Below are 13117 nucleotides of genomic sequence, written 5' to 3' on the forward strand. Positions count from 1 at the left end.
TGGGAGGGGCGGTGCGACGACTCGACTTGCCCCCTCCCACATTTGGATCGCGTTTCTTCAGTTGATAAATCAGACGGCCAGGCCGACGAACATGTCCTGCACGTCGTCGTGGTTGTCCAAGCCTTCGAGGAAGGCTTCGACTTCAGCCATCTGCTCATCGGTCAGGCCGCTTACCGGGTTCTTCGAGATGTAGCCCAACTTGGCCGACAGCACGGTGAAACCCTGTTCCGGCAGGGCCTTTTGCACGGCGTCCAGGTCGGTGGTCTCGGTGATGAACAGGGTGGTGCCTTCTTCTTCGCCGTCTTCAAAGTCCTGCGCACCGGCTTCGATCGCGGCCATTTCCGCATCGGCATCCGGGGTGTCCGGCGAGGCTTCGATCAGGCCGACATGGTTGAAATCCCAGGCCACGGAGCCGGAAGCACCCAGCTGCCCCTTGCGGAACGCCACGCGGATTTCCGCCACGGTGCGGTTGATGTTGTCGGTCACGCACTCGACGATCAGCGGTACCTGGTGCGGGGCGAACCCTTCGTAGGTCACGCGGTGGTATTGCACGGTTTCACCGAGCAGACCGGCGCCCTTCTTGATCGCGCGTTCCAGGGTTTCCTTGGGCATCGAGGCCTTTTTGGCCTGTTCCACCACCAGACGCAGGTGGGCGTTGGTCGCGGTGTCGGCACCGTTGCGGGCGGCGATGGTGATTTCTTTCACCAGCTTGCCGAAGATCTTGCCCTTGGCATTGGATGCCGCTTCTTTATGTTTGACTTTCCACTGTGCGCCCATGACTCACTCTCTTCTATACATCGCGCCGAAACGTCTACTGGCCGGCGCTTTGGGGGCAGAGTTTATAGGGCAAAAACGCTCTGATCCACCAAAAAACCGGCCATACCCCTCAGGTTCGCAAGGGTTTGATCGCCCCACGGCAGTCCGGCACGAAATCCCCGACCTGGGCCAGCACGGCCGGCCTGGCGTTCCAGTAGGGCATCAGCACCAGCGAGGAAAACAGCGCGGCACCGGCAAACACGATAAACACCGTCACCGTATCGAAGTAACCCGGCAGCAACCCGCCGAGGATCGCCCCCACCGAACCGCAACCGTTCACAAAGCCTGCGGCCGTCGCCCCCGCCTTGGCGGTGCCGAAGTCGATGGCGGCGGTGCTGCTGATCATCGAGTCCGGCCCGTAGAGGGTCAGGCCCATGACAAACAGCAACGCCATCACCAGCACCACGCTGCCGGTGTGCAGTGCGCCCATGAACAGCGCCAGGGCCACGGTCAGGGCCAGCAGGCTGAGCACGCAGGCCGGCATGCGGCGGGCGCCGAACAGTTTGTCGGACGCCAGCCCGATCAGCACTGGCCCCAGCAAACCGGCCAGTTCGAACGCCGTCGGCACGATGGCCGCGCCGACCTTGCCCACCGACGGCATCTGCTCATACACGATCACCGGCCCCCACAACAGGATTGCGTAGCGCGCCGGTTTCAGCAGGAAGTACGCCAGCCCCAGGGTCAAGACAGTGCGGTTACGCAAAATCGCCCGCAGCGGTTCCAGCACGCTGATGCGTTTCTCGGCGGCGGCCTCCTCGGCGCTCAACAGCGGCTCTGGTTCCACGGCCGGCAAGCCCACGTCCTGGGGCGTGTTGCGCTGGAAGAGAAAGAACAGCAGCGCCACACACGCCACCACCGCCGCACTGGAGATAAACGCCGCATGCCAGCTGCCGATCAGGGTGTAGGCCCACCACCCGGCAAAGGGCGACGCCACCAGGCCGCCGAAGGCGTAGCACGAACTCCATAGCCCCAACACTCGCCCGCGCTGCTGCGCCGGGAAGAAACTGCCGAGGTTCTTGCACAATCCCGACCAGCCGGTGGACTGCGCCAACCCCTGGATCAACATGCAGCTGATAAAGATCGGCAAGGTGGCGAACGTGCCCATCACCAGCGCCGCAGCGGCAGAAATCAGTAACCCGCCGAGCACCACGACACGCGGCCCGAAGCGATCAGCCAGCATGCCCCAGGTAAACTGCCCGACGGCATAGGCCGCCAGGTAAATGCCATCCAGGTTGGCCATCATCATTTTGTCGAGGGGGAAACTCGGGTCGTCGACGATCCCCAGCTTGGCCACGGAAAACGCTTTGCGAGTGAAATAGAACGCGGCGTACGCCAGCCAGGTGATGGCGAAAATCTGCACGCGCCAACGCTTGATGCTACCCATAGGGATATTCATGGTGGTTCTGACCTCAGGTGAGTGTGCCGGCAGAATCGAGAAGCGAATGCCTGTTGTTTTTATGGTTGAGCACTGCAATGCCGAGCCGTGGATGGCGCGGCATTGGTCAGATGGGTTCGGTATCCAGGAGCCCATGGCCCCGTAGGTTGTAGGACTCAACCTACGGGGGTTGAGGCGTATCAAAGCAATGGCTGACTAATAGGTAAAATCGATTTATCGTATTTCAAATATAAGTTCAGCTTGTAAGAGGATTCGCGATGTCGGTGTCCCACGCACAGCTCAAAGCGTTCCATGCCGTCGCCGTCCACGGCAGTTTCACCCAGGCCGCCGAACGGTTGTTCCTGACGCAACCGGCGATTTCCGACCAGGTGCGCAAACTCGAAGAGCGCTTCGGCGTGCTGTTGTTTCATCGCAACAAGCGCTCGGTGCGCCTGACCGACCTGGGCGAACGCCTGCTGAGCATCACCCAGCGCCTGTTTGTGATCGAAGCCGAAGCCGAGGAACTGTTGCAGGACTCCCGCGCGCTGCTCACCGGCACCCTCACCCTCGCCGTGGATGCCCCGGTGCATGTGCTGCCGCAGATCGCGCGCTTTTGCCAGCTGTACCCGGGGATCAGCGTGAAGATCGAAACCGGCAACACCGATGAATCGCTGTCTCGCCTGTACAACTACCAGGCCGACCTGGCCTTGCTGGGCCGCGACGTCGACGATGAGCGCCTACTGTCGCTGCCGTTGCCCGACGACCAATTGCTCGCCTTTGTCGCGCGCAACCACCCGTGGGCCGGACGCGCGTCCATCTGCCTGGCCGACCTGGACGACACGCCGCTGGTATTGCGCGAAATCGGCTCGGTCACCCGCCAGACCCTGGAGCAGGAAATGAGCCAGGCAGGCTTGCGCATTCGCCCGGCGATCCAGGTGGAGGGCCGCGAGGCCGCCCGTGAAGCGGTGGTGGTGGGCATCGGCGTGGGCGTGGTCTCGGCGGCGGAGTTCGGCGCCGACTCGCGGGTATACGCCATGCCGATCCGCGATTGCAGCCAGCGCATGAAAGAAACCCTGGTGTGCCTCAAGGAACAGAGTTCACGCCGGGTGGTGGCGACATTCCTGGAGATCGTGCGCGACAGCCTTCAGCCCGGCGCCAACTCGAAGAACGCCTGAATCAGGCGCAACGAGCGCCGCCGCTCCATGCAACCGAGCAGGTGCCGGTTGACCAGCCCCTCGCCCTGAATCGGCACCGCCTGCACCCGTGGGTCGGGGCTGACTTCCATGGACGAGACCACGCCCACTCCCAGCTCAGCGGCGACGGCTTCGGTCACCGCCTCGCGGCTGTCCAGCTCCAGCAGCACCTTGGGCTGCACATTCGCGGCCATGCAGGCCTCATCGAAGGTACGCCGGGTGATGGAACTGGGCTCGCGCAGCACCATGATCACCTCGTTGAGTTGCTCAAGGCGAATACCCTCGGGTTGCTGCGCCCACGCATGGCTGGCCGGCACCAATGCGCACATCCGCGACTCGCTCAACGGTTGCAGGTGCAGACCGTTGCGCGGTTCCACTTCGGTGAGTACCGCCACATCCGCATGTTCAGACAAGAGTGCGGCAAGGGTTTCCTGGGCATTGCCCAGGCGCAGGTTGACGGTAATCCCGGGGTAGCGCGCGCGCAGGCTGGCAATCATCGGCATCACCAGGTGCGGGCCGTCCGCCGCGACTTCCAGGCGCCCGGTCAGCAGTTGGCGGTTGGCCTCCAGCATCGTCTGGGCTTCGTCCACCAGGCCAAAGATCGCCCGCGTGATCGCCGCCAGCCGCGCGCCCTCTTCGGTCAACTCCACCCGTCGGGCGGTGCGGCGCAGCAATGGGATCTGGTAGTGCTCCTCCAAGGCCTTGATATGCCCGGTCACCGCCGGTTGGCTGATGAACAGCCGCGCGGCAGCACGGGTAAAGCTGCCCTCGCGGGCCACGGCATCGAATGCGCGCAGTTGGAACAGGTTCATGGTTATCGGTCTCACTGATAGCTCGCATAACAACAAACAATTTGATTGATGACAAGCCAAACTGCAATTTAGGCGCCGTAGCTTCAACCCCGATGTCTTGCGAGGACTTGAAATGACCACTGCCGCGCCGATCCTGCTGACCCCTGGCCCCCTGACCACTTCCAACCGCACCCGTCAGGCGATGATGGTGGACTGGGGTTCATGGGATGACCGTTTCAACCAACTCACCGCCAGCGTCTGCGAGCAATTGCTGGCGATCCTCCACGGCGAAGGCAGCCACCATTGCGTGCCGTTGCAAGGCAGCGGCACCTTTGCGGTCGAAGCCGCCATCGGCACCCTGGTCCCGCGTGACGGCAAGGTACTGGTGCTGATCAACGGCGCCTACGGCAAGCGCCTGGCCAAGATCTGCGAAGTGCTCGGCCGTGATTTCAGCACCTTTGAAACCGCCGAGGACGAGCCCACCACCGCCGCCGACGTGGACCGCCTGCTGGCGGCAGACAGCGCCATCACCCACGTTGCGTTGATCCATTGCGAAACCAGCACCGGCATCATCAACCCGCTGCCGCAGATCGCCCAGGTCGTGAAAAACCATGGCAAGCGCCTGATCGTCGACGCCATGAGCTCCTTCGGCGCGCTGCCGATCGATGCCCGCGAGGTGCCGTTCGACGCACTGATCGCTGCCTCGGGCAAGTGCCTGGAAGGCGTGCCGGGCATGGGCTTCGTCTTTGCCGACAAACAGGCGCTGGCCGCCGCCCAGGGCAACTGCCACTCCCTGGCGATGGACCTGTTCGACCAGCACAGCTACATGCTCAAGACCGGCCAATGGCGCTTTACCCCGCCAACCCATGTGGTCGCCGCCCTGCACGAAGCGCTGCTGCAATACCAGGAAGAAGGCGGCCTGCCCGCGCGCCACCGACGCTATGCCGACAACTGCCAGGCATTGCTCGACGGCATGGCCGCACTGGGCCTGCGCAGCTTCCTGCCGGCGGCGATCCAGGCCCCGATCATCGTGACCTTTCACGCACCGCAGGACCCGCGCTACCAGTTCAAGGACTTCTACGAACGGGTCAAGGCCAAGGGTTTCATTCTGTACCCCGGCAAATTGACCCAGGTGGAGACGTTCCGCGTGGGCTGCATCGGCCATGTCGATGCGCAAGGGATGCGCGCAGCGGTCAAGGCGATCGCCGAGGTGCTGGAAGAAATGGAAGTGTCGGACATCTGATTGCCCCTTACCCACAGGATCTGAACCATGAACTATCAAAACCCCAACACCCTCCAGGCCGTCATCCTCGACTGGGCCGGCACCGTGGTCGACTTCGGCTCTTTCGCCCCCACGCAGATTTTCGTCGAGGCCTTCGCCGAATTCGATGTGCAGGTTTCCATCGAAGAAGCCCGTGGCCCGATGGGCATGGGCAAGTGGGACCATATCCGCACCCTGTGCGACCAGCCGCAAGTCGCCGAGCGCTACCGCCAGGCGTTCGGCCGCACGCCCACCGATGACGACGTGACCGCCATCTACCAGCGCTTCATGCCGTTGCAGATCGAGAAAATCGCCGAGCACTCGGCGCTGATCCCCGGTGCCCTCGAGACCATCGGCCAGCTGCGCGGGCAAGGCATCAAGATCGGCTCCTGCTCGGGCTATCCCAAGCAAGTCATGGATAAGGTGGTCGCCCTGGCCGCCACCAACGGCTACGTCGCCGACCACGTGGTCGCCACCGACGAAGTGCCCAACGGCCGCCCATGGCCAGCCCAGGCACTCGCCAACGTGATCGCCCTGGGCATCGACGATGTGGCGGCGTGCGTCAAGGTCGACGACACCGTGCCGGGCATCCTCGAAGGCCGTCGCGCCGGGATGTGGACCGTGGCCCTGACCTGCTCCGGCAACGCCCTGGGCCTGACCTACGCGCAGTTTCGCGCCCTCGACGCCGCGACGCTGGCCAGCGAACGCACGCGTATCGAAGCGATGTTCGCAGGCTCCCGCCCCCACTACCTGATCGACACCATTACCGACCTCCCGGCCGTCATCGCCGACATCAACCAGCGCCTGGCCCGCGGCGAAATGCCGCAAAGCGACTGATAGAGGTCAAGACAACGACATCGCACCGGGCAAACCGCGCAAAACAGGCTTACAGTAAAAGGACTTCGTCGCCAAAGAACGAAGGTTCGCCCTGATGAGTGAGGAACCCAGCGATGCCGTGGAAAAATTCCGATACGCGCTACAGCACCATGTCGATTGCGCTGCACTGGTTGATGGTGGTGCTGCTGGCGGTGGTCTACGCCTGCATTGAGTTACGCGGCCAGTTCCCCAAAGGCAGCGGTGCACGGACGTTGATCGTCGAGATGCACTTCATGTTCGGCCTCACCGTGTTTGTGCTGGTGTGGCTGCGCCTGTTCGCGCGCAGCCTGGGGGTTGCCCCCAAGATCGTCCCCGCCCCGCCGCAATGGCAAAGCCTGCTGGCCACGCTGATGCACGTCGCGCTGTACGCCTTGATGATCGGCATGCCGATTGCCGGTTGGCTGATCGTCAGTGCCGAGGGGCATTCGGTGATGTTTTACGGGATCGAGTTGCCGCCGCTGATCGCTGAAAACAAGGCGCTGGCCAAAGAGATTGAAGGCTGGCATGTGTGGTTCGGCAAGGTCGGTTACTGGCTGATTGGCCTACATGCGTTGGCGGGGATCTTTCATCATTATGTGATGCGTGATAACACGGCGCTGCGGATGATGCCGGGCAGGCGTGGCGGATCCTTCACCCAGTCGGCTGACTGATCCTTTAGCAAATAGCCAAAGCCCGCAGGGCCTTCCATGCGGGCTGCGGATGCGCCGCGGTCTATAACAAAGCAATTGACTCACGGCTGACTGCGCGTGCCTGTTCGTCCTTGTCCAGAATATCCTCCAGTGAATCAAGCGTTGTCGCAGTAACGCGCTGCAAGGTACGGCGAATAACCCTTTCGATATCCGTAAAACGAATGCGTGAAGACAAAAAGGCGTCCACCGCTACTTCATTGGAAGCATTTAATATAACGCTGGCCTCTGGATGCTCATTAATCACCGCCATTGCCAACTCAAGACAGGGAAACCGTTGCAGATCAGGCTCTTCAAACGTCAACCCGGATAATTGGGTCAAATCCAACGAGGGCACGCCAGACAGCACGCGATGGGGATAGCCCAATGCATGGGCAATGGGAGTGCGCATATCCGGGCGACCCAACTGAGCCAACACGGACTGATCTCGAAATACCACCATGGAGTGAACGATACTCTGGGGGTGTATCAAGGCTTCTATGCGGGATGGCGCAATGTCAAACAGCCAACGAGCCTCAATGATCTCCAGGCCTTTGTTAATCATCGTCGCCGAATCAACGGAAATCTTACGGCCCATCACCCAATTGGGATGCGCACAGGCTTCTTTTGGCGTGACGTCCTTCAGAGAGGCAACGGAGCGCGTCCTGAACGGGCCTCCCGACGCCGTGAGGATCAAACGATCCACCCCGACCAGGCCATCACGGCTGCCTTGCAGGCATTGGAAAATTGCATTGTGTTCGCTGTCGATTGGCAAGATAAGCGCGCCTGACTCACGGGACGTGTCCATGAACAATGCGCCTGACATAACCAGCGCTTCCTTGTTCGCCAGCAGTATTTTTTTACCGGCCCTGGCCGCACTCAACGTGGGCAGGAGCCCGGCCGCCCCGACAATCGCAGCGACCACCGTATCGCACTCTCCGGCGCTGGCGGCACATAAGGCGTCCAGGCCACATCCGACCTCTGTGGGCAATTGCGCCGCTTGAAGATGGGCCTGAAGCTCAATGGCGTGATGCGGCTCACTGACAATTGCCAGCGCGGGCTTATACCTCAAACACTGCTTAAACAACTTTTCGATATTACGATGCGCACTTAACGCATACACGACAAATGCATCCGGATTACCTGCGACTACCGCTAAAGTACTGTCGCCAATGGCCCCGGTAGAACCGAGAATACAAAGGCGCTGCAACATAGCTCCACCCTCTAGCTTCTTTACACGCAAAACTTACCCTTTCGATTTTGGCACCTGCACCTTAACCGCCTATAAAATTTAGCTATATATTTTCATATAAAAAACAATAAACCCGTCACTCAACGCGCACAACACCATATATAACAACTCGCAATTACTTAAGAAAAACACAGCAAATCCATTCTAAAAAAATGCTTGAAAAGTAAAACCCCACCCACTAAGTTTCGCCCTACCCGTGTACATGTCTGCTGTTCACTACATTATCTTTCTCGCCGTAACCCTGTAGCGAAGACACAATGGATGGAGCCTTCGTTATGAGCGAGTTACTGATTCTGGTCGATCGACACGACCGTAAAAAAGGCTGTGCCTCCAAATTGGAGGCACATCGCACAGGCCAACTGCATCGAGCGTTTTCGGTGTTCATCTTCGATGACGCGGGCCGTTTATTACTGCAACAACGGGCATTCGGCAAATACCACTCTCAAGGCTTGTGGACCAACACCTGCTGCGGTCACCCCCGCCCCGGCGAACGGACCAAGACGGCGGCAGAACGCCGCCTGCGGGAAGAGATGGGAATAACCTGCTCCCTGCGCAAAGTCTCCACCCTGCTTTATCGCGAGCCGGTTTCAAACCAGCTCATTGAGCATGAGTTCGATCACATCTTCGTTGGCGTCAACCCTGGCGATCCAATTGCCAATCCCAACGAAGCCCATGCGTGGCAATGGACGACGCTTACACAGATCCATGCACGCATCAACGCCGCTCCCGGCACCTTCACTGTCTGGTTCCGACGGATATTCGAGTCCATTGGACTGGCGGGCGTGCACGCCTGGAAAGAGCTGGCGCCCGCCAATCGTTAGGGCTAACTGGCGCCAACCGGAGTGTTCACCATGTTCGAACTACTCAATACCATCGACATACCCGAAGATTTACGGGCACTGCACCCCAATGCGCTTGGGCCTCTGGCCGATGAGCTGCGGGCCTTCATACTGCATAGCGTTGCAAAGACCGGCGGCCATCTGTCCGCGAATCTGGGCACCGTCGAATTGAGCATCGCCTTGCATTATGTGTTCGACACCCCCACGGACCGGCTTGTATGGGATGTGGGGCATCAGGCCTACGCGCATAAAATCCTCACCGGTCGCCGTGAAGCCATGGCGGGCATCCGTCAGTCGGGTGGTATCTCGGGGTTCCCGAGGCGCAGCGAATCGCGCTATGACGCCTTTGGCACCGCACATTCCAGCACTTCGATTTCGGCGACCCTGGGCATGGCATTGGCCGCCCACCTCAAAGGCGAGCGTCACCACTGCATTGCGGTGATCGGCGATGGCGCCCTGTCGGGCGGCATGGCGTTCGAAGCCATGAACAATGCCGGGCTGTACAGGGACTTGCCGTTACTGGTGATCCTCAATGACAACGCCATGTCGATTTCACCTGCCGTCGGCGCCCTGTGTTCTCACCTGGGCCAACTCCGGTTCAACCGCTGCGCCATCAAGCTCGAAGGGCTCGCTGCTCCGGCACCGATGTTCGAGGCGCTGGGATTCCAGTATCACGGTCCCATCAACGGGCATGATCTGGACGAATTGCTGCCCGCCCTGTCAGCCATGCGTAACCTGCGCGGGCCGCAACTGCTGCATATCATCACGGAAAAGGGCCACGGCTATTCACCGGCCGCCACTGACCCGGTGCTCTATCACGGCCCCGGAAAGTTCGAACCGGCTCAAGGCATCCTTCCCGGCACGCCAGGCAGCCCCACCTATACACAGGTATTTGGCCAATGGCTGTGTGACGAGGCGCAAAACGATCCGCGCGTCGTCGCCATTACTCCCGCCATGCGCGAAGGTTCGGGGCTGGTTGAATTTGAACGACGTTTCCCGGATCGCTACTTCGATGTCGGCATCGCCGAGCAACACGCCCTGACCTTCGCCGCCGGGCTTGCTGCCGAAGGCATGAAGCCAGTAGTCGCGATCTACTCGACCTTCCTGCAACGCGCCTATGACCAGTTGATTCACGACATCGCCATTCAAAATCTGCCGGTGGTATTCGCCATCGACCGGGCAGGTATCGTCGGTGCCGACGGCGCCACCCACAACGGGGCCTTTGATATTGCTTATCTGCGCTGTGTGCCCAACCTGACGATCATGGCGCCTGCCGATGAAAATGAATGTCGACAGATGTTGCATACCGCGTTGCTCCTGAAGGGGCCGAGTGCTGTGCGCTATCCACGAGGAACAGGTTGCGGTGCGACTGCGGCAATAGCACTGCAGACAGTGCCGGTGGGGAAAGGTGAGATCCGCAGAACATCCACTCAACCAGAGGGGTACCGCATCGCTTTCCTGACGTTCGGCTCACTGTTGTCGCCGGCTCTTGAAGCCGCCGATACGTTCGATGCGACGGTGGCCAACATGCGTTTTATCAAGCCCATTGACACTGACCTGATTAAACGCCTGGCGTTTACCCATGACTGGCTTGTAACCCTTGAAGAAGGTTGCGTGACAGGGGGGGCCGGCTCGGCGTGTATTGAGCAATGGGTGAGCGCGGGCCACTCACCCCCCGTGCTGCAATTAGGGCTCCACGATCACTTCATCGAGCATGGCCCCCCCGAAAAAGTGCTTGGCCTATGCGGACTGGATACGCCCGGAATCATCCATGCGGTAGAGGCGTTTCTGAAGCCGCACGGAATAGCGTTTTCCAACAACCGCGCGATAACAGGCGACGTTTCAGTCTTGGCAACAGCCTGAACGCCTGCCCCAAGGAGGCACCCTGTGAACAAGCACACAGCAAGTACCCTAGCCGAGGCTGAGCGCCCTTATAAAATCATACGGGGCCCCAGTATCAATCCCTATCAAGAGCGAGTCGTACGCGCCTATGGCGACAGTCCTGATGATTGGCGCAAGGCGATTGGCAATGCCTTGTGGTTCCAGTTTGGCGTCTACGATGACACATGTTCCGCGCCACCTCTTACGCTTGATGAGTCAGGCAAACGGTACTTCGAAAGACAATTGAAACTGGCCGGCCTTGCACCAACTGAAAAACCGACTATCAACCGTATTCTCGATGTTGGCTGCGGCTGGGGTACTGCTTTGAGGTATATGGCTGAACACTTCCCCGATTGCCAGCACTTGGACGGCGTCAATATCAGCGGGCGCCAGCTGCAGCACAGTGCCAAACTGCATACAAAACAGGGATTATCCAAGCGTATTCATTTATATCAATGCAACGCACATGACATCGATTTATTACCCGATTTGGATAGCCTCTATGACGTGGTGATTATGCGTGGTGTTATCTCTCACTTCCCCAATGATTTATACGAAACCGTCATGAAAAAGTTATGGCAGCGCATGGCCACGGGTGGCACGATCATTATTTCCGACAACCTCTACAACGTAGCATTGGATAAATATACCTCTGACATACCTGATCTGGTTGACAGGCTCGCCTGCCAACACCGCAAAACAGCTGATTATTTTTCGAGCGTACTGGAGCGCAGCAAATTCACCATCCAGGACATACGCGTACTGCCCAGCAATGCTGACGCCGTACATTGGCTGCTCGATATAAAGTCAAATATCGAACAGCACTTTCCGAACGGAATCACCGGTGCGCTGGAAGAGCTACACGTGATGTGCGAGAGCCTGGCGGTTGCCCTCGTCAAAAACAAACTTTCAATCTATAGCACGATCGCAAAGCGGTTCTAGTACAGCCATATCACCCAACAACGGCTATAGAGGAGTGAATCATGCAGCGCTCGCCCAACTTCGTATCCCACTTAGCCAACCTCCCGAAACTGGGAGACACCCTTTATCACCCTGACTTCAACTTAACCCTCAAGCCTATGTGGCATCCGGCTCATGCGGAAACGGATAGGCTGGTCGCCCTCACAGATAGCCCCTATATGCTGGCCCACTACGGTAGCCAGAAAGCCGTTGACCACTATTTATCTATGGAAATGACGGCCTATGGCGGTCTCGCGTACCCGCATACTAAAAACGACAGGATCTATAATCTGGAAAGAATGATGAGTATCACCACACTCATCGACGACACGACCACACGGCCTGAAATCCTTGGTAACCATGCACTGCAAGCTGAACTTCGCCAACATTACTTCGACGCAATTGCCGGCATTAAGCCTCCCGCAAAATTTCCTATCGCTCAACTGCTGTATGAGGGGCTGATCCCCATCAAGAAACAGCTGTTATCCAAACCACAAGTATGGAAACGCATGGAGGACTCGCTCAATACCCTCATTAGCCGACAGACCCACTCGCTGGCGTTAGAGATGAACACACTCACCTTCGAACGTTATCTGGAACTACGACGCGTTGATAATTATGGTGAGTGGGCAGCCATGATGACTGAATATGCTATCGACGTAGACATGACCGAAGCATTGGCAATCGATGAATCACTCGTTACGGTAAAAACAGCCGCTATCGACTCGATCACACTGGTGAACGACCCCTATTCGTTCCGCAAAGAATTACACATCACGGACTCTGTCAATTCCGTCTGGTTGTTCATGCACCTTGAGGGGCTCACGCTTCAGCAAGCGATCGACAAACTGGCTGGCATTGTTCAGGACAATGAGAAGAAACTCATTGCAGCTCGCGACAAGGTGCTTGCCGGGCCGCTCGGCAATCGCAGCGACGTACGAGAATACCTCACGGAACTGGAGCATCTGGCCTCGGGCAATGCTGAGTTCCATGCAGTCAGCACGCGTTACCACGGGAGCGATTTCAAAGGAAAACGATTTATCTGCGGGCAAGTGACCATCAGGCCGCTTCCCTCTACCGATGAAATCGCCGCTGCAGATATTGCAGAACAACAGGCCAATCGTACGAAACAGTGACGTCAATGCTTGGGCGGGAAAGTTGGGCTCCGCCGGAAGCGGATCGACTCGCTGCGGGCAGCGCCCCATTGT

At 59.1% G+C, this 13117-nt stretch carries 12 protein-coding genes; 8 read left to right on the forward strand and 4 right to left on the reverse strand.

Annotated features, from left to right (window positions below; genetic code table 11):
* Positions 1-69: 69 nt before the first annotated feature.
* Positions 70-777 carry a YebC/PmpR family DNA-binding transcriptional regulator gene (locus AC07OT_RS18020; protein WP_115488513.1) on the reverse strand — a complete coding sequence of 236 codons (708 nt, stop codon included), beginning with the start codon at positions 775-777 and terminating at the stop codon, positions 70-72.
* A 109-nt stretch (positions 778-886) separates the two neighbouring features.
* The gene (locus AC07OT_RS18025) at positions 887-2212 is read right to left on the reverse strand and encodes an MFS transporter (RefSeq protein WP_141155415.1); all 1326 of its coding nucleotides are present in this window, start codon (positions 2210-2212) and stop codon (positions 887-889) included.
* A 257-nt stretch (positions 2213-2469) separates the two neighbouring features.
* Here AC07OT_RS18025 and AC07OT_RS18030 point away from each other — a divergent pair, with 257 nt between their 5' ends.
* Positions 2470-3366 carry a LysR substrate-binding domain-containing protein gene (locus AC07OT_RS18030; RefSeq protein ID WP_495108659.1) on the forward strand — a complete coding sequence of 299 codons (897 nt, stop codon included), beginning with the start codon at positions 2470-2472 and terminating at the stop codon, positions 3364-3366.
* Here the strand turns inward: AC07OT_RS18030 and AC07OT_RS18035 are convergent.
* Positions 3336-4196, reverse strand: coding sequence for a LysR substrate-binding domain-containing protein (locus tag AC07OT_RS18035; protein WP_495108660.1), 861 nt, complete (start codon positions 4194-4196; stop codon positions 3336-3338). The genes AC07OT_RS18030 and AC07OT_RS18035 overlap by 31 nt on opposite strands.
* 112 nt (positions 4197-4308) lie before the next feature.
* On the opposite strand from AC07OT_RS18035, the gene AC07OT_RS18040 reads away from it, so the two are divergent.
* The 3 genes from AC07OT_RS18040 (at position 4309) to AC07OT_RS18050 (ending at position 6962) form a co-directional block, all read left to right on the forward strand.
* Positions 4309-5418, forward strand: a complete 1110-nt coding sequence (locus AC07OT_RS18040) for a 2-aminoethylphosphonate--pyruvate transaminase (protein ID WP_495108661.1) — start codon at positions 4309-4311, stop codon at positions 5416-5418.
* Between the two features lie 27 nt (positions 5419-5445).
* Complete coding sequence (phnX, locus tag AC07OT_RS18045) at positions 5446-6273, forward strand: phosphonoacetaldehyde hydrolase (protein WP_495108662.1); 828 nt, start codon at positions 5446-5448, stop codon at positions 6271-6273.
* 113 nt (positions 6274-6386) lie between these two features.
* Positions 6387-6962: a cytochrome b gene (locus AC07OT_RS18050; RefSeq protein ID WP_495108663.1), complete on the forward strand. Its 576-nt coding sequence runs from the start codon at positions 6387-6389 to the stop codon at positions 6960-6962.
* Between the two features lie 61 nt (positions 6963-7023).
* Here the strand turns inward: AC07OT_RS18050 and ispC are convergent, their stop codons facing one another.
* Entirely contained in the window at positions 7024-8190 is a 1167-nt protein-coding gene (ispC, locus tag AC07OT_RS18055; RefSeq protein ID WP_495108664.1) for a 1-deoxy-D-xylulose-5-phosphate reductoisomerase, read from the reverse strand.
* A gap of 314 nt (positions 8191-8504) precedes the next feature.
* Here ispC and idi point away from each other — a divergent pair, with 314 nt between their 5' ends.
* From idi to AC07OT_RS18075, 4 genes are read left to right on the forward strand one after another with little or no spacing between them, the layout of a single operon-like run.
* Positions 8505-9050 (forward strand): isopentenyl-diphosphate Delta-isomerase, encoded by a 546-nt coding sequence (idi, locus tag AC07OT_RS18060; protein WP_495108665.1) that lies wholly within the window; start codon positions 8505-8507, stop codon positions 9048-9050.
* A 30-nt stretch (positions 9051-9080) separates the two neighbouring features.
* A complete protein-coding gene (gene dxs / locus AC07OT_RS18065) occupies positions 9081-10931 on the forward strand; it encodes a 1-deoxy-D-xylulose-5-phosphate synthase (RefSeq protein ID WP_495108666.1) in 1851 nt (616 codons plus the stop codon).
* 24 nt (positions 10932-10955) lie between these two features.
* Positions 10956-11891, forward strand: a complete 936-nt coding sequence (locus tag AC07OT_RS18070) for an SAM-dependent methyltransferase (RefSeq protein WP_495108667.1) — start codon at positions 10956-10958, stop codon at positions 11889-11891.
* A gap of 41 nt (positions 11892-11932) precedes the next feature.
* The gene (locus AC07OT_RS18075; RefSeq protein ID WP_495108668.1) at positions 11933-13045 is read left to right on the forward strand and encodes a terpene synthase family protein; all 1113 of its coding nucleotides are present in this window, start codon (positions 11933-11935) and stop codon (positions 13043-13045) included.
* Positions 13046-13117: the final 72 nt, after the last annotated feature.

The organism is Pseudomonas sp. GW821-FHT09C10 (genome assembly GCF_059418085.1).